We start from the raw sequence: 21639 nt of genomic DNA, 5'->3' as shown, positions 1-21639 counted from the left end.
TTAACAAATAATAAACCACAAAAACTCCAAATAATTCAGAGAATTTGTGGTTACTGTTTATAACAAAAAAACCCAAGAACTAAATCCTGGGCTTTTGCTTTTTTATTTCTTTCCGGATTTTAATTTCCAGAGGGTTTCTATAAAAACATCCACATCCTGAGTGGTGTTGTAAAAGGCCAAAGACGGCCTCACACAGGTTTCTACGCCCATTCTTCTCAAAATAGGCTGTGCACAATGATGTCCTGTTCTCACGGCAACACCTTCTTTATTCAATGCCTGTCCTACTTCATCATTAGTAAAACCTTGCAGGTTAAAAGAAAGCACGCTCGCCTTATGAGCCGCAGTTCCTATCAATCGAACACCCGGAATTTGTTTCAGCAAATTAGTCGCATATTCTAATAAATAATGCTCGTATTGCCCAATCACTTCTATTCCTATTTTCGAAACATAATCAATCGCTGCACCCAGACCAATGGCATCGGCAATATTTCCTGTCCCCGCTTCAAAACGATTCGGTGCTTTGTGGTATTTGATTTCCTCAAAAGTCACATCCTGAATCATATTTCCACCAGATTGATACGGCTGGGTTTCGTTTAGCAAATCTTCCTTGCCATACAAAGCGCCAATTCCCGTTGGTCCAAATAATTTATGACCAGAGAAAACCAACCAATCGGCATTCAGATACTGAACATCTACTTTCATGTGCGAAACAGATTGCGCTCCATCCAAAAGTACTTTAGCACCAACAGCGTGAGCCATTTCTACCATTTGCTTAGCCGGAGTTACCGTTCCCAACGCATTCGAAACTTGTGTAAAAGCGACTAATTTCGTTTTAGAATTCAGCAGTTTTGCATATTCGTCTAACAGAATTTGTCCGCTATCGTCCACAGGAATCACTCTTAATTTCAGGCCTTTTTTATCAGCCAGACGTTTCCAGGGCACAATATTAGCATGATGCTCTAAATTACTCACCACAATCTCATCGCCGGCAACCAAATTCTGATCGCCCCAGCTTTGAGCCACTAAATTGATTCCTTCCGTTGCTCCACGAACAAAAACAATTTCGTTTACCGATTTGGCATTCAGGAATACTTTCACTTTTTCACGGGCAGCTTCATAGGCATCAGAAGCTCTGGCTGCCAGTTCGTGAGCGGCACGGTGAATATTCGAATTTTCGTGCTCGTAAAAATAACTCACACGATCAATTACTGATTGTGGCTTTTGGGTTGTTGCAGCATTGTCAAACCAGATTAAAGGTTTGCCATTTACCGTTTCCTTCAAAATTGGAAAATCTTTCTTGACAATATGTGGATTGAAATTCGTTCCACCAAAACCTTCAAATTCATGATGACTTACAGGCGAAACATCTGCTTTTTTGGAATCAAAACCAAAAGGATTTTCATTCAAAAAATAATAAGATGCCGGAGTATCGATAATTCCCGGAGTGTTTACCAAAGATGGAATTCCAAAACTCGAATTCAGTGCCTCTAAAGCCGCCTTTAATTCGGCTTCAAAAGAAGTATGTTCCAATTCGAATGGCAAATAATTCTGATTCAAATTCGTAGACGAAGACGAATTCCCGCCACTATTTTTCAGATTGGGATCATTGAAACTGGTTTGCGGGTCAGCCGCATTGATATTATTGCCGTTATGTACCGCATAGGGATCGGCTCCACTTCCTGAAACAGGAGCAGATGCAAACCCTTGATTGGTATCCAGATTCAAATCACCTAATTGTGAAATATTTTCGATAGTAGGATCGGAAAAAGCATTAGAATAGCCTCCAAAAGCGGGTGTCTTTCCATACTGTACCACCGAAGGCGATCCGCCAAAGCCACCAAACGAAGGCGGTGTTTGTACAGAACCTATCGGACTGGCTGAAACCGCCGGAGTTGCCAATGGAGCAAAACCGGATTGTCCCAACAAGGTATCGTGATTGCTAACTGGAAATGCCGCTTCGACACCACCTAAATTACCCGCAGCAAGCAGCGTTTCGGCAATTTTGGTAGCGCGAGGATGCTCACTGGCATTGGGACTCAACGAAATTTCTTTTGGAAACTCATTTGGCAACGCACTGAACAACTCATTGGCTAACTTTTCCAAGTCGGCAATATTAGGCAATCCCGTACCCGTTGTATTAATATTTGTACTCATGATACTTTCCTATTTCTACATCTTCCAATACGGCAATGGCATCATCCACAGTAACTGCCAAGGAACAATACAAGGATACTAAATAAGAAGCAATGGCTTTTTCATTAATTCCCATAAAACGTACCGATAATCCCGGAGACTGTTCTCCCTGTAATCCCGGTTGGATAAGACCAATTACACCTTGACGGCTTTCTCCTGTACGCAATAAAATGATTTTAGATTTACCGTCTTTAATTGGTAATTTATCAGAAGGAATAAGCGGAATTCCTCTCCATGTCAAAAATTGGGAACCAAACAAAGAAGTTGTTGGAGGCGGCACACCACGACGGGTACACTCACGACCAAATGCTGCAATAGCTAATGGGTGCAACAGGAAAAAACCAGGTTCTTTCCAAACTTTGGTCAACAATTCGTCTAAATCGTCCGGAGTTGGAGCTCCTGTTCTTGTTTTTATAATCTGAGAAGGCGCTACACTATTTAACAAACCGTATTCTTTGTTGTTGATTAATTCGCTTTCCTGACGTTCTTTAATCGTTTCAATTGCCAAACGCAATTGCTCTGAAATTTGGTTGTATGGTTTGCTGTACAAATCCGAAACACGAGTATGTACGTCAACAATAGTTTGAACTGCAGCCAAATTGTATTCTCTTGGATTATCGATGTAATCCACAAAGGTATTAGGCAAAGTTCTTTCGTCTCTGGCCGAACAATCCACTTCAATATGATTGGCATCTTTTACTTTATTCAAACGATACACCCCTGATTCAACCGGAACCCAGTGTAACAAATGTGTAAGCCATCTTGGAGAAGTTGCCATTGTAGGCACCGAACGTGTTGCTATTGCTAATTGTCTTGCTGCTACGTCTCCTAACGCAGTCTGTTGTTTTTTTACTTCTGCCATTTTCTTAGTTTTAGATTATTTAATAATGTATTCGTAAAATTCTATTGCGTAGTACTCTTCTGCTAATTTAATGTTTTACGATTAATTATCCACATCGACTACTTGTTATTTTTGTTAAATCCTCCTGCCTACAAAACCGAATCAAACAACTCATCTACAGACAAATATCGTTCTCCGGTATCGTAATTAAAAGTTAGAATTACTGCGTTTTCAGGTATCCCCTCAAGCTTTTTAGAAACTCCCGCCAAAGCAGCTCCTGTAGAAATTCCTGAAAAAATTCCTTCTGTTTTGGTTAATTTTTTTGAAAATTCAAAGGCATCTCCTTTTTCAACGGTAATGATTTCATCTACATGTTCCCTTTTAAAAACATCCGGAACAAATCCGGCGCCAATACCCTGAATGGGATGCGGTGAAGCTATACCACCGCTTAAAACCGGCGATAATGCCGGCTCAACAGCAAAGGTTTTCAACTTGGGGAAATGTTGTTTTAAAATTTTGGAAACTCCCGTAATATGTCCGCCGGTTCCCACTCCGGTGATTAAATAATCAATTCCATCGGGGAAATCTTTTAGAATTTCCTGGGCGGTGGTTCTTTCGTGAACTGCCACATTCGCCGGATTATTGAATTGCAAAGGCAAAAACGAATTGGGAGTCGAAGCCGCTAATTCATGTGCTTTTTCTACCGCTCCTGCAGTTCCTTTTTCTCTTGGTGTCAGAACAAATTCTGCGCCATAGGCATTCATGATTTTTCTTCTTTCGATACTCATCGATTCCGGCATTACCAAGATTACTTTGTATCCTTTTACAGCGGCTACTAATGCCAATCCAATTCCTGTGTTTCCGGAAGTGGGTTCGATAATAATCGAATCAGGATTTAAAAGCCCTTTTTCCTCTGCATCTTCAATCATCGCCAAGGCAATTCTGTCTTTGATACTCGATCCCGGATTTGATTTTTCTAATTTTATCCAAACCTGATGCGTTGGAAAAAGTTTGTTCAGTTTTACGTGGGGTGTATTCCCTATGGTTTCTAATATATTTTGATATTTCATTTTTTGTAATTCTTTTTTTAATACTTAGTTTTTAGTCCCTAGTACTTAGTCCGTAGTCCTTAGTTTTTAGTGCTTAGTTCCTAGTCTCTAGATTTGTACTAAGGACTAAGTACTAGGGACTAAAAAACAACTAAATCGAATAAAAAATAGGCTCCGGAAAAGGATTATTGTCCTTAACCCTGATTTCGTTTTTATGATAAACCACCGAATTAGACGGAATGGTATACGTCAACCAAACATTTCCTCCAATGATAGAATCCCTGCCTACGGTTGTTTGTCCACCAAGAATGGTACTATTGGCATAAATAATGACGTTGTTTTCAATCGTTGGATGTCTTTTTATGGATGCTTCTCCTTTTTTGACACTCAAAGCGCCAAGGGTAACTCCTTGATATATTTGAACATTATTCCCAATAATTACGGTTTCTCCAATCACGATTCCGGTTCCGTGATCTATGGCAAATTCATCGCCTATTTGTGCTCCGGGATGGATTTCGATACTGGTTTTACTGTGTGCATATTCCGAAATGGTTCGGGCCAACAATTTCAAATCCTGTTTCCAAATCTGATGTGAAAAACGATAAATGGCAATTGCAAAAAAACCGGGATAGGTATACAAAACTTCTTCTAAAGATTTTGCAGCCGGGTCTTTGGCAAAAATAGTTTTGGCATCACTTAATGCCTTTTTATGTAAATTGGGTAATGCCTCAAAAAACGTTTTGGTCTGTTGCTGGCTTCTCTCGTTTTTGGGTTCAAAATCCAAAACCAGCTCATTAAATTGTATTTCTAATTCTGTGAATTTTTCTTCGATGATAGTCACATTCCCGAAAGATTTTGAGGTATTCGAAAACAAAACCGAAAACAACTCATCTATAAATTGATGGATTAATTTCTTTTTTGGCAGAATCAGGAAGTCTTGATGCTGTTGGGCTATTTCTTGGTAAAAAGATTTCATAATAATTTAGCTTTTATGTTTAAAAATCAGTGCTGCTATTTGTCCTTCACACATCTAAATCCTAAGTGATTACAAGCGCTTGTCGTTTCTCCTTTGCCTCGGCTGCCAGCTACATAACGAATACAATATTGGTCGCTACACAAATAAGAGCCACCTCTTTGAACGTGTTTTTCAACACCCGGCTCTTCCGGATCATGACTTTCTAAAGGCCCTTTTGGATTATCACCGGGACTCGTTTTATAATAATCATCACGGTATAAATCGTTACACCATTCCCATACATTTCCTTCCAAATCATAGATTCCTAAAGGGTTTTTAGGGAAAGACTTTACAGGAGCTGCGGCTGCAAAACCGTCTTCGGCGGTATTATTATTCGGGAAAGTTCCCTGAAAAATATTGGCTAGCCATTTCCCATTCGGTTTCAACTCCTGACCCCAATAATATTTAGTATGCTCTCTTCCTGCTCTGGCGGCAAACTCCCACTCAGCCTCTGTTGGCAATCGCTTTCCAGCCCATTCAGCATAAGCTTTGGCATCCAGATAACTAACTTGTACTACAGGATTATTTTCGAGTCCTTCAATACTGCTTTCCGGTCCACTGGGATGTTTCCAACTGGCTCCCGGAACATACTGCCACCATTGCTGTATATTATCCAAAGAAACCTTTGTTGTTGGCGGTACAAATACTGCCGAACCCGGCACTAAATTTTCAAGTGGAACTCCCGGATAATCAGCCGGATTTAAAGGCCTTTCGGCAATAGTTACATAATTAGTCGCAGCTACAAAAGCTGCAAACTGGGCATTGGTTACCTCGTGTTCATCAATCCAATAGCCTTTTACACTTACTTTATGGACGGGTTTTGCATCGGGATAATCATTGGTTCCCATATTGAATTCTCCCCCTTGAACCCAGACCATTCCATCGGTAGAAGTTGCCGTGTTTTCTTTAGATTTCTTTTCAATAGATTGCAGTAACAATGCTTTTTTAGAAGTATTTGCCTTGCACATTGCTTCACAGCTTGTTGTTGTAACAACAGCAACAGCTTTATTTTCCTGCCCCGAAGCAGTATATAAACCCGATAAAATAATGGCAACAATTAAACTATATTTTTTCATATTCGTATTATTTCATTATCAGCGTACCCGAACGAATCAGGAACTTATTGTATTAAAATTTCAATGGATAAAAAGCAAAAGCATTAACAACAACACATCAGGCAAAGAATGCCACATGCAAAAAGATCTTGCATTTTTAAAAAAGAGATGTATTGGGTATTTTTCAAAATTTTTCTGTTTTAGAATTTTTAATTCTATTAATTTGATAGAACAAATGTATATTAAAAATACCAACTTACAAATTTTGAATTCTATTTTTTTGTCTTACAATAAAAACAGCGAACACAAAACCTACGCAAACCCATATAAAATAAGGATTAAACAGAATTATATTTTTTTTTAATCATACAGGATTTTAAACAAAAAACAACACAGATTTAGCCAATTCCCACCAAACATGCTGTGAAAAATGACTAAATCTGTGTTGAAAAATTAACTAACCTGACAGCTTTCTAAAACCTGTCAGGGATAAATAAAAATTATATTTTATTGGCTAAAGCCGCATCAACCTCTTTTTTCAAATCGTTCGAACCGTCTTTTTTGAAAACAATTTTTCCGTTTTGGTATAAAATCAAAGTTGGAAAAACCTTCACTGTTTTTAAATCGGCTATCACTTGTGGACTTTCTTCCAAATCAATTTCTATGATTTTTAAATTAGTGCCCTGCTCTGCTCTGATAGTTTCCAAAATAGGTTTTACTTTTTTACAGGCACCACAATATCTGGAACCTATATCAACTAAAACACTCTTATTATCGGCTATGATTTTATTGTATTCCGCCAATGTCAACTTGCTTTTCAAATTAGTGTAAAAAGGCTTTCCGCCTCCTATCCAGGCAGCAATTCCTCCTTGTAAATCATGTACTTCCGAAAAGCCATTTTTCAATAATTCTTTGGCTAATAAATTACTTCTTCCCGCACCAATTGAATAGATAAATACTGGTTTTGATTTATCCAAACGGGCTACATACTCGGTATAATTTTTTGTTTCCAAATTAAAATTAACCGCTCCATTGATATGGTTTAATGCAAACTCCTCGGGACCTCGTGCATCAACTATCTGAGGATTTTTTTGTTCCTTAATTTTTGCAGAAAAAGGAGCTAATTGTAAGGTAATTGTATTTTGATTTTGGGCAAAACCGACAATTGTAAAAAGCAAAATTATTGCTGTGATACTGTTTTTAAAACTTTTAAGATTGAACTGGCTCATATGCGTTTGGATTAGGTTGAACAGTCTGTTTTTGAGAAATTGGAATAGCAATGACTCCATCAGCTAAGGGACTTCCTTCAATTTTAGATTTAAATATTGGCCAAAGGAATTGTGCATACCACTCTTCGCTTTTGTATGATTTCGTTCCGTATGATTTTGGAAATTTACGAGTGATTAAACCCGTACCGAAAATCACATCCCATAAGAAAAACATATTTCCAAAGTTACCTTTAAAATGTCCTACGCCATCACCACTGGTATCCGCATGATGTGCGTGATGCGTAGCCGGAGTAGAAATAAGTCGTTCTAAAACCCAGGCAATCGGGTGCAATACTTTGTATTTGTAAAACGGTTTGTCCCAGGCAAGACTGGAATGTGCTCCTAAGGTGATAAAACTTTTGACAACCAAAACAAATAAAGCCGGTATTCCCAAACCTAAATAAGTCAGGGTTGCAGTCAAATAAATCTGAGAGAAAAAAACCGTGTAAAGGAAGTTTTGTCTTGAAGCCATTGCCATTCCCATGTAAGGAGCCGAGTGATGCGTTCTGTGAAAACGCCATAAAAAAGGCACTTGATGGTGCAAACGGTGGTACCAATATTGGGTTAAATCGTCAGCTATTGCAATCAGAAAAAATCCTCCCCAAAATGGCACCCATGACAATGTGTTTGCCAAATTTGGAATTACATACGGTAAAACGGTTAAGCTAAAGTATGCTGTTACAGGTGGTAAAAGCAATTTTGGTGCTAAAAAGCAAATGATATCCACTTTACGTTCACGTCCTGTCCAGTGATCATCATACAAACCTGCCGTAAATTCGACAATTCCTAAAACAATCGAGAATACAATTAATCCCCAACTTCTTATGTTTTTAAAAACTGGTTGCAAAAATTCCAAATAAGATGGTAATGTAAGCTGTGATTCTGCTACAATACCATTATTTAGTTTAAAATAAAGGTAAATTGCCAATACCGGCAAACTATAAATAAAAAGACTAATACCTAAGTCTCTTTTTAATTTTGTTTTATCTAATGCCATGATTTTTTAATTTAAAAAAGTTTTTAATAATGTTAAACCTCCAGCTAAAATCAGTAGTGGTACTAAAAAGACGATTATCCCAACGATAATTTTTTTTGCTATTATTTGAAAATCTATTAGTTTCATTTGTATAATTTTTAAAAGAATCAGGCCTTTTAGGTTCCAATAAAAGACCTGAATTCACGATTAAGCAATTAATTAGTGCTACCTGTTTGAGGTGTCTTATGAATTAATTCCTGAATATTTTGATTTTTATCTCCTGAAGGGTTGTGTATTTTTCTACCCAATACATCACTCCAGTCAATTAATGGATACAGGTTATTTTCTTTGGCCTGTTCGTCAAACAATTTTTTAAGTTCGGCTAATTTTTCAGGATACTTTTTAGCCAGGTTATTACGCTCGTTAAAATCTTCGTTCAGATTGTACAATTCCCAAACATCAGTGTCAAAATTGCTTGGTGTCGGTGCCTGATTTTTACCCGCAGTATTTGGTGAGGTAAACGGATTCGCATGTGCCGCAGCCGCTTTCCAACCATCTTTATAAATAGCCCTGTTTCCAAAAATATAATAGTACTGTACTTTGTGTAAAGATTCCGCTTTAGCATCATTTAACGAAGCATACAAAGACGAACCCTGAATAATATCCTGCTTAATCTCTTTAATTTTTTCAGGTGCTTTGATTCCTGCAATTTCCAATGTAGTAGGAAGAATATCCGTCACGTGGCTGTATTGATTTCTGATTCCGCCTTTTTCTTTAATACCTTTTGGATAAAAAACAATCAAAGGATTACGTGTTCCTCCTTCGGATTGTGCATCTTGTTTCCAATTTTTGAAAGGGGCATTAGTAGCCTGTGCCCATCCCAATGGATAATTGGTATTCAAGCCTTTTGCTGTACCAATTTCTCCGATTTTCTCCAAATTAGACTGAAGATTTTGCTCGTCAGATACACCTTTAGAAAAAAGATTTTGGCTGATTGTACCTACCTGACTTCCCTCTTTACTCGCACCGTTATCACCAATGGCAACAAAAATCAGGGTGTTATCTAATTGATTGCTTTCCTTCAAATAATTAACCACTCTTCCAATTTCGTAATCTGTATACGTCAAATATCCGGCATACACTTCCATGAATCTTGCATATAGTTTCTTTTGATCGGGAGTTAATTTTTTCCATTCAGTGATAAGTGCATTACGATCCGGCAACACCGCATTAGCAGGAATTACACCCAGTTTCTTTTGATTTGCCAATGCTTTTTCACGGTATACATCCCAACCTTCGTCAAATTTTCCTTTGTAAGCATCACTCCACTTTTCAGCAACCTGATGTGGGGCATGAACCGCTCCCGGAGCATAGTATAAAAAGAATGGTTTTCCCGGAGCTGCCTTTTGTTGTGTTTTAATATAACCAATCGCTTTATCCGTAATTTGATCGGTTAAATGTCTTCCGTCCGGTTTTACATGTGCCTGATCTTCCACTAAATCAGGATTGTATTGATCGGTTTGAGAACCTAAGAAACCAAAGAAATGATCGAATCCTTTCCCTGTTGGCCATCTGTCAAAAGGACCTGCATCGGTAGCATCTTCATCAGGAGTTACTCCATATTTACCCACTGCAAAAGTGTTGTAGCCATTCTCTCTTAAAATCTCGGCAATTGTTCCTTTATCCGCTGGAATTCTTCCGTCCCAACCCGGGAAACCTGCCGATAAAACGGTGTGTGAAAAACCACTAACGTGAACTCTTCCTGAATTTCTACCTGTCAATAATGCGGCACGGGTTGGTGCACAAATGGCTGTTGTATGGAAATTAGTATATCGCAATCCATTGTTTGCCAAGGCATCAAATGTTGGCGTGTTAATCAAACCACCAAAAGCACTGGAAGCACCGAATCCTACATCATCCAGCAAAATCCAAACTACGTTAGGAGCGCCTGCCGGAGCTTTTACCGGTTCTGGCCAATATTCTTTTGATTCTGCTAATGTTTTACCAATAACTCCTTTATAATTCACATCAGCTTTATTTTGAGCAAAACTAAGCTGTGCAACAACTAAAGCCGTAAGTAAAAGTCCCTTCTGGGGAGTTTTCAACTTTGAATTAAATTTAAATTTCTTCATTGTTTTGTTTTTTATAAATTATTAATGAACCCGCTATGGGGTGAATATTTCGTTAATTTTGAAAGAACTAAACACCTTAAACCTGTTTAATTCTATAGGTATGATATAATTTCATTATGTAATTATCCACTAACTTTAAAGTCCAGAATTAGAAATAGCCTTTGTTTACTTTGCCTTTATTGTTTTTTTTTACAACTCTTTTCAGAAAACGAATTATAGAAAAAACAGCCATCAAAATGGATAACGGTATCAGATAAATAACTGTCAGCACTAATTTCATTTTCCTGTAATTTCAAAGTTGATTCGTTTCACAACTATCTCATTTTTTGAATTATCAGAGCTACCAAATTCAAATTCAATAGCCCTGAAATAAATATTACCTGTTTGCCTTGGTCAATAATTCCTGAGCCGTCTTACCTTCCGTACCGGGCGTTTGGTGAATTCTTCTTTGGTAAACATCCGACCAGTCAATTAATGGGTACAGGTTATTTTTCTTAGCCTGTTCATCAAATAGTTTTTTCAATTCGGCCAGTTTTTCAGGATATTTCTTAGCCAAATCTTTTCTTTCATTGAAATCTTCATTGATATTATATAATTCCCAAACATCTTTATCGAAATCAGCATTTAAAGCATTCAATTTAGTTTTATCATTCAATGCCTCTTTCACATCAATGGAGCTTCTATGTGCAGCTGCTGCTTTCCAACCATCATTATAAATTGATCTGGCTCCAAAAATATAATAGTGCTGAATTTTATGTGACGATGCCACTTTTGCATCATTCAAAGAATTAGAAAACGAATAGCCCTGAATGGAATCCTGCTTAATTTCTCTGATAGACTCAGGTGCTTTAACTCCCAGAATATCAAGGGTTGTTGGCAAAATATCAATTACGTGACTGTATTGATTTCTGATTCCACCTTTCTCTTTAATCCCTTTTGGATAATAAACAATCAACGGATTGTGCGTTCCTCCTTCAGAGTTAGCATCTTGTTTCCATGATTTAAATGGAGTGTTAGTGGCCTGTGCCCAACCTAATGGATAATTCCCATAAGTTTGAGGAGTTCCAATTTCACCAATTCGGTTTAGATTATTTTGGAATGCCTGCTCTTCTGTAACTCCTGCTACATAAGTTTGTCTGTCGACTGCTCCTTGTAAGGTTCCTTCTTTACTGGCTCCATTATCACCTATTAAAACAAAAACCAAAGTATTATCTAATTGATTGGTTTCTTTTAAATGATTCACCAATCGTCCAATTTCATAATCGGTATAAGTCAGATATCCAGCATATACTTCCATGAATTTTGAATATACTTTCTTTTGATCCGGAGTTAATTTTTTCCAGTCTGCAATAAGTGAATTACGCTCCGGCAATACAGCATTGGCAGGAACCACTCCTAATTTCTTTTGGTTAGCCAATGTTTTTTCACGGTAAGCATCCCAACCGTCATCAAATTTTCCTTTATAAGCATCACTCCATTTTGCTTCAACCTGATGCGGTGCGTGAACAGCTGCTGGTGAATAATACAAAAAGAATGGTTTTCCCGGAGCTGCTTTTTGCTGTCTGCTGATATAGCTGATGGCTTTATCGGTAATTTGCTCGCTAAGATGTCTTCCATCCGGAGTAACGTGTGCCTGATCTTCAATTAAATCCGGTTTGTACTGATCGGTGGCTGAACCTAAGAATCCGAAGAAATGCTCGAATCCTTTACCTGTAGGCCATCTGTCAAAAGGACCTGCATCGGTAGCATCTTCATCAGGAGTTACTCCATATTTACCTACACCAAAAGTATTGTATCCTTTGTCACGTAAAATCTCAGCAATAGTTCCATTTTTTGAAGGTAATCTTCCATCCCAACCCGGAAACCCAGCTGACATTATAGTATGCGAGAATCCTCCAACATGGACTTTATGAGAATTACTTCCTGTCAACAAAGCCGAACGTGTAGGAGCACAAATAGCTGTAGTGTGAAAATTAGTATATCTCAATCCATTGTTGGCCAGACTCTCTAATACCGGTGTTTGTATTAATCCTCCAAAAGCACTCGAAGCCCCATAGCCTACATCGTCCAGAATAATCCAAACTACATTGGGAGCGCCCTTAGGCGCAGTAACCGGCTCCGGCCAATATTCTTTAGACTCAGCTAAAGTTTTACCAATAACTCCTTTATAATTGGCATCCGGTTTGTTCTGGGCAAAACCTAATTGAGCAACAATCAAAGCGGTAATCAAAAGCCCTTTTTGCGGGCTTTTGATGATACTATTATATTTAAAATTTTTCATTTTCTGTAATTTTATAGATTAATAACCGTCATTTTGTGGCAATCCTATCGGGTCAATATTGCGTTCACTTTGAGGAATTGGATACAAATTATTACGGGCAGAAACAGAGTTTTTAGCCGTTACTTTTTTCACTTCTGTAACTAAAGTTCCCCAACGCACTAAATCAAACCAACGTTGTCCTTCCTGAACGAATTCTTTTTTACGCTCTTCGCGAATAGCTTCTCTTAATTGAACAGTTGTTAGTCCTACTAAATCTACCGTCACATTTGGTGTTGAGATTGGTTTTGCAAAAGCTCTTCTTCTTACCTGGTTCACCAATTCATGAGCTTCTAAAGTCGCTCCGTCTTTTTCATTAATCGCTTCTGCAAGAGATAATAAAATATCAGCATAACGAATTATTGGGAAATTAATCGCCACGTTAGATGGTGTAGCCAAATTGTTCAAATCCAAATACTTTTTGAAAAGTGGTTTTGGAAAAGTATAAAGTGCCCCTGTAGCAGGATTCACTAATTGTTTCACATAACTCGCATCTCTTCGGGTATCTCCTGTTGCATAAATATCATAGAACAAGGCTACATCCGAAATAATATCTGCCGGCTCGGTAGCAGTGAATCCTGTAAAAGAAGTCGATTGAAAAGTGCTTCCACTAGAACCATTCCCTGCCTGATTTGACTCAAACTGAACAGAAAAAATATGTTCTTTTCCGTTCTTTTTCGTTTTATCAAAGATGTCTGCAAAATTTTCGAAAAGTGCATATCCATAACCTCCATTAATTACTTCTTTCGCTTTAAGTATCGCATTTGGCCAATCTTTTTTAGTCAAATACACTTTTGCCAAAATAGCTTTTGCAGCTCCTGAAGTAGCACGTCCCACATTCGTTCCTGTATAAGTTGATGGCAATGCTTCGGCGTCCGTTAAGTCCGAAATAATTTGCGTGTAAACCTGATCTACAGTAGCTCTGTTTGATTTTAAACTTTCCACTTGAATAGAAGTTGGTTCGTGTAAAACGATTGGAACTCCTCCCCAAAGACGCACTGCCTGAAAATACAATAATGCTCTGATGAATTTAGCTTCATTAATCAATCTTGTCTTTACAACGTCAGTAGCAGCTGTTTTCGGAATGTTATCAATAGCCACATTCGCTCTGTTTATTCCTGCATAAATTTGGCGCCAAGCCACCTGAACACGATCGGAAGTAGCATCATGAGTCAAACTACTTAAAGCTCTTACCTGTGGATTAGTCGCCGAAACTCCAGCCGCAGCATAATCAGAAGCCATATCAGTCAGGAAATAAAGATTTCTTCCGAATAAGCTTTGTTCTCCCGGGTCAAGACTCAAAGAAGCATAAACTGAAGTCACACTCGCAATAGCGTCATCCTGAGTTATAAAAAAATTTTCTTTGGTTACAAAAGAGGTTGGTGTGACCTCCAGCTCGGTGCACGATACAAATAGACCGGCACTTAATATCAATATTAGAATTATCTTTTTCATCGTATATATTTTTTTTACTTAGAAAGTTACGTTCAAGCCCGTGATGAATGTTTTAGAATTTGGATAAGCTCCAAAATCAATTCCGGGATATAAATTGTTTTGTTCATAAGAACTTACTTCTGGATCAAAGCCTCTGTATTTAGTCCATGTAATTAGATTTTCGGCAGATACATATAGCTTAACGCTCTTAGTTCCTATTTTTGAAGAAATACTTTTAGGAAGTGTATATCCAAAAGTGATGGTTTTTAATCTCACAAAAGAACCATCTTCAATATAACGCTCCGTAATGATTCCTAACGGAGAACTTGTTGCTCTAGGAATTTCATTACTTAGATTAGTAGGAGTCCAACGATCTAATAAAGCTGTAGAAGCATTGGTTCCAAGAGTTGAAATTTCTAATTGTTGGTTTAGGGCGTTAAATATTTTACCTCCAAAAGATCCCTGGAAATTAAATTGCAAATCGAAGTTGTTATAAGAAACAGTGTTACTGAAACTTGCCACAAATTTAGGTTGTGAACTTCCCAGATCCCCTTTGTCAGTAGCAGTAATTACTCCATCTCCATTGGTATCTACGTATCTTCTATCCCCTATTTTTGTATTAGCAAGACTGTTTATTTTAGGTTGTGTATTAATCTCTTCCTGAGTTTGGAAGATCCCATTAGATTTGTATCCCCAGAAAGTTCCCAAAGGCAATCCTACTTTTACCGTTACTGGTTGTTGTTGCAACAAAGTACCATTTGGAACTACCGGGAAAAATTGATCAACCCCATTCCCTATTTCAAGTACTTTGTTTCTATTGGCAGAAAAAACAAAGTTAGAATTCCATGAAAAATTTTCTGTTTTTAGGTTTTCTGTATTCAAACCAATTTCAATTCCTTTATTCTCAACACCTCCAATATTCTGAAGAACTGCAGAATACCCGGAAATCAATGGAACCGGTACATTAACTAGTAAATCGTTTGTTTTTTTATAGTAGGCATCAAAAACAAAGTTTACTTTCCTGTCCAATAATGATAGATCTAAACCAACATTGTATTGTGTTGTTTTTTCCCATCTCAAATCCGGATTTGCCAAACGCGTTGGCGTCAATCCTGTTTGAACAGTACCTCCAAAACTATAATTAACAGAACCTATTGATGCTAAAGAAAGATAATTCCCAATCTCTTGATTCCCTGTTGTTCCTGCACTTAATCTCAATTTAATATCATCAACCCCTTTGATATTTTTAGCAAAGTCCTCATCGGTAATGTTCCAGGAAAAACCTGCTGATGGGAAATACCCCCAAATTGATTTTGAACCAAATCTTGAAGAACCATCCGCACGTGCCGATACCGTTAAATTGTATTTCCCTTTATAAGAATAATTCGCTCTCGCTAACCATGATTTCAATACACTTTCGAATGCTTCGCTATACGGTTTTACAGCCACCCCATCTTGCAAAGCGTTGTAGCTATTAACATCATTTACAAAGCTGTTAGCCCCTGCATTTACCACTTCACCTTTAGTATATTGAAGTGTATATCCTCCCAAAGCAGAGAACTTGTGATCATCACCAAAATGAGTATTGTAATTCACTGTATTCTCATTCAATACCGAGCTTACTAATCTGTTTCCAACTGAAGCTAATCCTTTAGTCCCTGCTCCTGTTCCAGTAGTAGAAGGAGCGTAATAATTTTGTTTGGTATCAATCACATCTCCACTAACAGCCACTTTAGCTGTAAGTTCTCTGTTTACCTTATATTCACCAAACAAACTGGTCAAAATTCTATTAATTTGGGTTTTGTTGATGGTGTTTTCCAAATCATTAATTGGATTGGCTATAATCCCATTTACTGCAGTTGCGTAAGGATTATTGGTAAAATTATAGGTTCCGTCAGCATTTTTAATAGGAACTACAGGAGGTTGATATAAAACAGCAACCAATGGATTTGGATTTCTTCCACCAGCATTATTCGCAATACCATTAGAAGCTGAATTACTATAATTAGCATTCACACCAAATTTAAAGTTCTGGGAATAATTTCTTTCGTAATTAGCTCGAAGCGAAATTCGTTTAAAATCAGACCCTATAACAACTCCATCCTGATCGAAAAACCCTGCTGAAACCGCATATCTGGAACGATCATCTCCACCTGAAAATGACAATTGATGATTTTGAACCGGAGCAGTTCTAAAAGCTGCCGATTGCCAGTCATAATTTCCTGAAGTTTTTAAAGCTTCAATTTGCTCCGGAGTAAAAGAAGGTGCCTGTCCTATACTTGCCTGAACGTCATTGCGCAAACTGGCCCATTGGCTGGCATTCAATAAATCCAGTTTTTTGGAAACTCTTTGAAATCCAAAATAACCCTGATATGAAATATTATCCTGTCCTTTTGTTCCTTTTTTAGTAGTAATGATAACTACCCCATTAGCACCACGTGAACCGTAAATAGCTGTTGCAGAAGCATCTTTCAATACTTCAATCGACTCAATATCAGCCGGACTTATCGTTGACAACACATTGACTCCTGCTCCTGCATTAGACACCCCGGCCGTACCATTACTGTTGTCATTATAAATCAATATACCGTCTACCACATATAGTGGCTCATTCCCTCCTGTGATTGAGTTTCCTCCTCTAATACGAACACTGGAAGTAGCACCAGGTCGCCCTGAACTTTGAGTCACGACCACTCCTGATACCGCACCTCGTAATAAATTATCGGCTGAAGAAGTAACCTGACTTAGATTTCCTTTAGGAACTGAAGCTACTGAACCAGTAATATCTTTTTTCTTTTGAGTTCCATAACCCACTACTACCAACTCATTCAGCTCCTGAAGATCTTTCTTTAAACTGATGATAATGGGACTTCCGTCGGCTATAACTTCTTTTTTCTTGTAACCTATATAACTTACTACTAAAATATAAGGAAATCTTTGTCCTGTTTGAAAGTAAAATTTACCTTCGGCATCACTGATTACACTATGAGTAATCCCCTTAATAGCTATAGTCGCCCCAACAATTGGTTCATTTGTAATATCGTCTATTACGGTACCATCCAATCTTGACTGTATCAGTGGTTTTGTATTTTGTGCATTAATTCCAATTGATAATAATATTAGGATTACCAAAGAATATATATTTAATTTTTTTTTCATTACTTTGTTTTAGTTTAAATAATAAGGAGCCTGAAGGCTGATTTATCAACTTTCTTTTTCCTTTTTTGAGATGAACATTTCTTTTTTAAACTTCGCCATTTCTGTTGCCGCAGAAATGGCTTTTTTTATTTACAACACATTAACTTCATTTTCTTTTATTTTTGATTAATACTATTTTGATTTTTTATCAGATTCAAAAAAATATAATTTCTATTTACCACAAGAAACACACTTGACTTTCCACAAGCATTTCTCATCTTTCTTTTCCAATAAACTTTTGTATAATTCTTCTTTTAAGAATTTGTTTGTTTTCTATTTTAGTTTTGCATAACTAATAATACCAAGCGTTTTTTTTCTAAACTGCAACTGTACTTTCATACAAAACCAAATAATCTGAGGCTTATAAAAACTCTAACAGCAACAACATACTCGTCCAGGATTGACGAATACTTGATTTAATTGCATGATCAAAAAAGAGGTGTTTTTGATAGTTTTCAAAGCCTTAATTTTATTAATGAATATTGTTTTTAAAACTCTACTAATTCTATAGACAAAGTTAAGTTAAAATTCAAACTGACCAAATGAAAACTTAATTTTTTTAAAACAAATTATTAATTATTTCTAAAAATTAAAAAACACAGCACAATAATAAGCTGAATAATAAGCACTTAAAGATTAGTGGCTATTATTTTGAAATATAAAAAACAATTCATTCATACTAAAAATCATAAAACTATTACTATAAAAAAACTCGGGAATTTGAGTTTATAAGTCTTGTTAATTGAAAAGAAGTATCAAATTAAAAGCAAAAAAAGGGGCAATCTCAAAAGAGACTACCCCATTAAGAGATAAAAAAAACCGGAAGTAAATTCTAATTTTTATATTTAAACAAAATGCCAAATATAACTTCCTAAAAACAAAAAACACCTTAGTTTTCTAAGATGTTTTTTAAGGTGACCACGGCAGGGTTCCCTGCCCGACCGGCAGGCGGGGAACCTGCAACCCTCAGAGCCGAAATCTGATATTCCCTGGCTGTCGGCAGACAGGTATCCAGTTGACTAACAAAACTAAAAACCAACTGGTCATTTATTTTGTAATTTCTCTTTTAAAAAAGCCCTTCCACTTCCTGTTTTAAAATATTTTTCACGCTCTAATGCTTTTTCTCTTGTATCAAAAACCTCAAAATAAACTAATTTCCAAGGTTTATATCCTTTTGTAGATTTAGTTTTTCTAAATTATGTTCTTTTATACGTTTATCAATATCAGATGTCTGACCTTTATATAATCTCCCATCTATTTCACTTTCCAAAACATATACATAATATTTCATAGTTTACTGAAATTTGATTTTTATATAGATTGACTATTTCCAATTTAAAAACAAAAAGCCTCAAAAACAATCAAAATAGTCTGATTATTTTTGAAGCTTTAAAATTGTGACCACGGCAGGGTTCGAACCTGCAACCCTCAGAGCCGAAATCTGATATTCTATCCAGTTGAACTACGTAGCCAAAATATAAATTCCAAATCCCAATTTGGAATTTGGAATTTTTATATTGGAAATTTAGACTAATAATTTTTTTACAATAGTAGAAATCGTTTTGCCTTCGGCAGTTCCTCCTAATTGTGCTGAAGCCAATCCCATTACTTTACCCATAGATGCGATTCCAGAAGCTCCAGTTTCAGCAATGATTTTCGCAATTACAGCTTCTATCTCAGCTTCACTTAATTGAGCTGGTAAAAACTTCTCTATTACAGCAACCTGAGCCAATTCTGGCTCAACTAAATCAGGACGATTTTGTTCAGTAAAAATTCTTGCACTTTCTTTACGGGTTTTTACCAAACGTTGCAATAATTTAATCTCTTCGTCTTCTGAAATTTCTTCTTTAGAACCAGATGAAGTTTGTGCTAAAAGCAATTCTGATTTTATTGCTCTTAAAGCTTCTAATGCTACTGTATCTTTAGCTTTCATGGCCGTTTTCATTTCGTCCATGATTTTTACTGATAAACTCATTTGTGTTTTTATTAATAAGCAATACTGCTTTGTTTGACATTTTTTTGCATAAAAATAGGACTGGTTTTGATAAAAAACAATACGAACCAAGCCTCAAAATTTGTGCGAAGATAAAAAAAATAACCCGAAAATTAAATGCAATTTTCGGGTTATTGTATAAGTGAATATCCTGTACTAATCTACATTATCATGCAAATAAGAATTGTTTGAACGCAATTGTAAATCGTTATTACTATCAATTCCAACCGAAATTCTTGAATTGGCATTATTGGTTTGATTGTTTGAAATATCGATACCTAATCTTTTGTAAGCAGGCTCTTTTTCGTATTCATCAATTTTAGAAACATTATTATGAAACTTATAATTGAATTCTTTTAATTTTTTTCTTCTCTCATCAGCTCTTAAACGCAATGTTTCTTCAATTGTCATTTCGATTGGAGAAATATCTTCAGCATTTGAAAAATCTTCCGGAGCCAATTCTACTTTTTTCATCGTAATATTTAACTCCTCAGGAATTACCTCTTCAACTTTTGCAACCGCTTTAGAAGCTGCTAATTCGTTCTCAGCATCCATATACTCTTCAAGAGAATATTTGATAATTCCATTATCAGACAATTCAGTAACAGGCACAAATTGAACCGCTTGATTTACTTTGATTTCTTTAGTTTCATTTGTTAATTCAAATAAAACTTTCTCTTCTTTAACTTCCTGAACTGGCTCGGATTTAAAAAGAGGCATATCAAAAGAAATAGAAGTTTGTTCTTGTTTTTCAATTGCTTTTGGTTGTTCAACAATTGGTTGTTGTTGTTTTACTTCTTCTACTTTTGGTGCAGAAAATGTAAATTCTTCCTCTTGGATTGGAGAAACTATTTCGAAAGTAACATCTATATTTTTAATAAATTCAGACATTGCCATCAATTCTTCGTTTCCCGGAACAGGAACTACCGGAGCTTCGGCTACAACAGAAGTTGGAACTACAATAGGAGCTACAGCTATTTCTTCCTCTTCTTCATCAATTAAATCAAAAACAACCCTGTTCTCAGTATTACTTACCGGCTTGTCAATATTCAAATCAAAACTCGCAACAGGAGTATTACTTAAATTGTGAACAATTTTTTGCTCATCCTCTAAGCTGTGAATGATTTTTTTTGGTTCAGTATTTACAATTCCGTTTTGTTGTTCAATATCAAATCCAGTAGCAATGATAGTTACAGCAACTGCATCACCTAATGTATCATCTTCACCAACTCCCATGATGATATTAGCATTATAACCCGCTTCGCTTTGAATGTGGTCATTAATTTCACCAATTTCATCTAAGGTAATTTCGTTAGATCCAGAAACGATGAGCAACAATACGTTTTTGGCTCCTGTAATTTTGTTATCATTTAATAATGGAGAATCTAAAGCAGCAATAATAGCTTCTTTAGCTCTGTTTTCACCTGAAGCAACAGATGATCCCATGATAGCCGTTCCACTATTAGCTAATACGGTTTTAGCATCACGTAAATCGATATTTTGCGTATAGTGATGTGTAATTACTTCGGCAATTCCTCTTGAGGCTGTTGCCAAAACTTCATCGGCTTTTGAGAATCCTGCTTTAAAACCAAGATTTCCATATACTTCTCTTAATTTGTTATTATTGATAACAATTAAAGAATCGACTTGTTTACGTAATTTTTCAATTCCTATAAGTGCTTGTTCCTGACGCACCTTTCCTTCAAAAGTAAACGGCAAGGTTACAATACCCACGGTAAGGATTTCTCTTTCTTTAGCCAGTTGAGCAATTACAGGCGCAGCACCAGTTCCGGTACCTCCACCCATTCCGGCTGTAATAAAAACCATCTTAGTACCACGGTCTAACATTTTTTCGATATCAGCGATACTTTCTATAGCCGATTGCTGTCCTACGTCTGGATTAGCTCCAGCACCAAGACCTTCTGTTAGATTTACACCTAATTGAATTTTGTTAGGAACACCACTATTTTGCAGTGCTTGTGAATCAGTATTACAAACAATGAAATCAACCCCTTTGATTCCTTGCTTGAACATGTGGTTGATAGCGTTACTTCCGCCTCCACCTACACCTATTACTTTTATTACATTTGATTGATTTTTTGGTAAATCAAATGAAATACTTCCAAATTCTGAGTTGCTCGTCATAATATTTGGTTTTTGATATTAAT

General features: G+C 36.6%; 13 protein-coding genes, 1 tRNA gene and 1 pseudogene. All 15 read right to left on the bottom strand.

What is annotated here, in order from left to right:
- Window positions 1–102: 102 nt before the first annotated feature.
- The 15 genes and pseudogenes from EOD40_RS05630 to ftsZ all read right to left on the bottom strand — a co-directional run bounded on the left by EOD40_RS05630 (window position 103) and on the right by ftsZ (window position 21616).
- Entirely contained in the window at window positions 103–2154 is a 2052-nt protein-coding gene (locus EOD40_RS05630; protein WP_128193912.1) for a family 2A encapsulin nanocompartment cargo protein cysteine desulfurase, read from the bottom strand.
- Window positions 2138–3055 (bottom strand): family 2A encapsulin nanocompartment shell protein, encoded by a 918-nt coding sequence (locus tag EOD40_RS05625; RefSeq protein WP_128193911.1) that lies wholly within the window; start codon window positions 3053–3055, stop codon window positions 2138–2140. Before EOD40_RS05625 ends, EOD40_RS05630 begins: the two co-directional genes overlap by 17 nt.
- A gap of 128 nt (window positions 3056–3183) precedes the next feature.
- The gene (gene cysK, locus EOD40_RS05620) at window positions 3184–4104 is read right to left on the bottom strand and encodes a cysteine synthase A (protein ID WP_128193910.1); all 921 of its coding nucleotides are present in this window, start codon (window positions 4102–4104) and stop codon (window positions 3184–3186) included.
- A gap of 130 nt (window positions 4105–4234) precedes the next feature.
- Entirely contained in the window at window positions 4235–5059 is an 825-nt protein-coding gene (gene epsC, locus EOD40_RS05615; protein WP_128193909.1) for a serine O-acetyltransferase EpsC, read from the bottom strand.
- Window positions 5060–5094: 35 nt separating this feature from the next.
- Window positions 5095–6174 (bottom strand): formylglycine-generating enzyme family protein, encoded by a 1080-nt coding sequence (locus EOD40_RS05610; protein ID WP_128193908.1) that lies wholly within the window; start codon window positions 6172–6174, stop codon window positions 5095–5097.
- 479 nt (window positions 6175–6653) lie between these two features.
- On the bottom strand, window positions 6654–7382 hold the full coding sequence (locus EOD40_RS05605; RefSeq protein WP_128193907.1) for a thioredoxin domain-containing protein: 729 nt from the start codon (window positions 7380–7382) through the stop codon (window positions 6654–6656).
- Window positions 7363–8418 carry a sterol desaturase family protein gene (locus EOD40_RS05600; RefSeq protein ID WP_128193906.1) on the bottom strand — a complete coding sequence of 352 codons (1056 nt, stop codon included), beginning with the start codon at window positions 8416–8418 and terminating at the stop codon, window positions 7363–7365. Before EOD40_RS05600 ends, EOD40_RS05605 begins: the two co-directional genes overlap by 20 nt.
- A 194-nt stretch (window positions 8419–8612) precedes the next feature.
- On the bottom strand, window positions 8613–10529 hold the full coding sequence (locus EOD40_RS05595; protein WP_128193905.1) for an arylsulfatase: 1917 nt from the start codon (window positions 10527–10529) through the stop codon (window positions 8613–8615).
- A 376-nt stretch (window positions 10530–10905) separates the two neighbouring features.
- Window positions 10906–12810 (bottom strand): arylsulfatase, encoded by a 1905-nt coding sequence (locus EOD40_RS05590; protein WP_128193904.1) that lies wholly within the window; start codon window positions 12808–12810, stop codon window positions 10906–10908.
- An 18-nt stretch (window positions 12811–12828) separates the two neighbouring features.
- A complete protein-coding gene (locus tag EOD40_RS05585) occupies window positions 12829–14301 on the bottom strand; it encodes a RagB/SusD family nutrient uptake outer membrane protein (protein ID WP_128193903.1) in 1473 nt (490 codons plus the stop codon).
- Window positions 14302–14319: 18 nt separating this feature from the next.
- The gene (locus EOD40_RS05580) at window positions 14320–17439 is read right to left on the bottom strand and encodes a SusC/RagA family TonB-linked outer membrane protein (RefSeq protein ID WP_128193902.1); all 3120 of its coding nucleotides are present in this window, start codon (window positions 17437–17439) and stop codon (window positions 14320–14322) included.
- Window positions 17440–18521: 1082 nt separating this feature from the next.
- A pseudogene (locus tag EOD40_RS05575) lies at window positions 18522–18769 on the bottom strand (GIY-YIG nuclease family protein).
- A gap of 107 nt (window positions 18770–18876) precedes the next feature.
- Window positions 18877–18950: transfer RNA gene (locus tag EOD40_RS05570), tRNA-Arg, on the bottom strand.
- 53 nt (window positions 18951–19003) lie between these two features.
- Window positions 19004–19453: a GatB/YqeY domain-containing protein gene (locus EOD40_RS05565; protein ID WP_128193901.1), complete on the bottom strand. Its 450-nt coding sequence runs from the start codon at window positions 19451–19453 to the stop codon at window positions 19004–19006.
- A gap of 174 nt (window positions 19454–19627) precedes the next feature.
- Window positions 19628–21616 (bottom strand): cell division protein FtsZ, encoded by a 1989-nt coding sequence (gene ftsZ / locus EOD40_RS05560; RefSeq protein WP_128193900.1) that lies wholly within the window; start codon window positions 21614–21616, stop codon window positions 19628–19630.
- Between the last annotated feature and the right edge of the window lie 23 nt (window positions 21617–21639).

The sequence above is a fragment of the Flavobacterium sufflavum genome (assembly GCF_004016525.1).
Classification (GTDB): domain Bacteria; phylum Bacteroidota; class Bacteroidia; order Flavobacteriales; family Flavobacteriaceae; genus Flavobacterium; species Flavobacterium sufflavum.
Note: the sequence above shows the minus strand (reverse complement) of the source record. Positions and strands in the feature narration are given on the sequence as shown.

Bases quoted from the DNA above. Each gene is read 5' to 3' on its own strand.
- EOD40_RS05590 (WP_128193904.1), bottom strand. From the start codon at position 12,810: ATGAAAAATTTTAAATATAATAGTATCATCAAAAGCCCGCAAAAAGGG.
- EOD40_RS05565 (WP_128193901.1), bottom strand. From the start codon at position 19,453: ATGAGTTTATCAGTAAAAATCATGGACGAAATGAAAACGGCCATGAAA.
- EOD40_RS05605 (WP_128193907.1), bottom strand. From the start codon at position 7,382: ATGAGCCAGTTCAATCTTAAAAGTTTTAAAAACAGTATCACAGCAATA.
- EOD40_RS05630 (WP_128193912.1), bottom strand. From the start codon at position 2,154: ATGAGTACAAATATTAATACAACGGGTACGGGATTGCCTAATATTGCC.
- EOD40_RS05595 (WP_128193905.1), bottom strand. From the start codon at position 10,529: ATGAAGAAATTTAAATTTAATTCAAAGTTGAAAACTCCCCAGAAGGGA.
- EOD40_RS05600 (WP_128193906.1), bottom strand. From the start codon at position 8,418: ATGGCATTAGATAAAACAAAATTAAAAAGAGACTTAGGTATTAGTCTT.
- EOD40_RS05625 (WP_128193911.1), bottom strand. From the start codon at position 3,055: ATGGCAGAAGTAAAAAAACAACAGACTGCGTTAGGAGACGTAGCAGCA.
- epsC (WP_128193909.1), bottom strand. From the start codon at position 5,059: ATGAAATCTTTTTACCAAGAAATAGCCCAACAGCATCAAGACTTCCTG.
- EOD40_RS05585 (WP_128193903.1), bottom strand. From the start codon at position 14,301: ATGAAAAAGATAATTCTAATATTGATATTAAGTGCCGGTCTATTTGTA.
- EOD40_RS05610 (WP_128193908.1), bottom strand. From the start codon at position 6,174: ATGAAAAAATATAGTTTAATTGTTGCCATTATTTTATCGGGTTTATAT.
- cysK (WP_128193910.1), bottom strand. From the start codon at position 4,104: ATGAAATATCAAAATATATTAGAAACCATAGGGAATACACCCCACGTA.
- EOD40_RS05580 (WP_128193902.1), bottom strand. From the start codon at position 17,439: ATGAAAAAAAAATTAAATATATATTCTTTGGTAATCCTAATATTATTA.
- ftsZ (WP_128193900.1), bottom strand. From the start codon at position 21,616: ATGACGAGCAACTCAGAATTTGGAAGTATTTCATTTGATTTACCAAAA.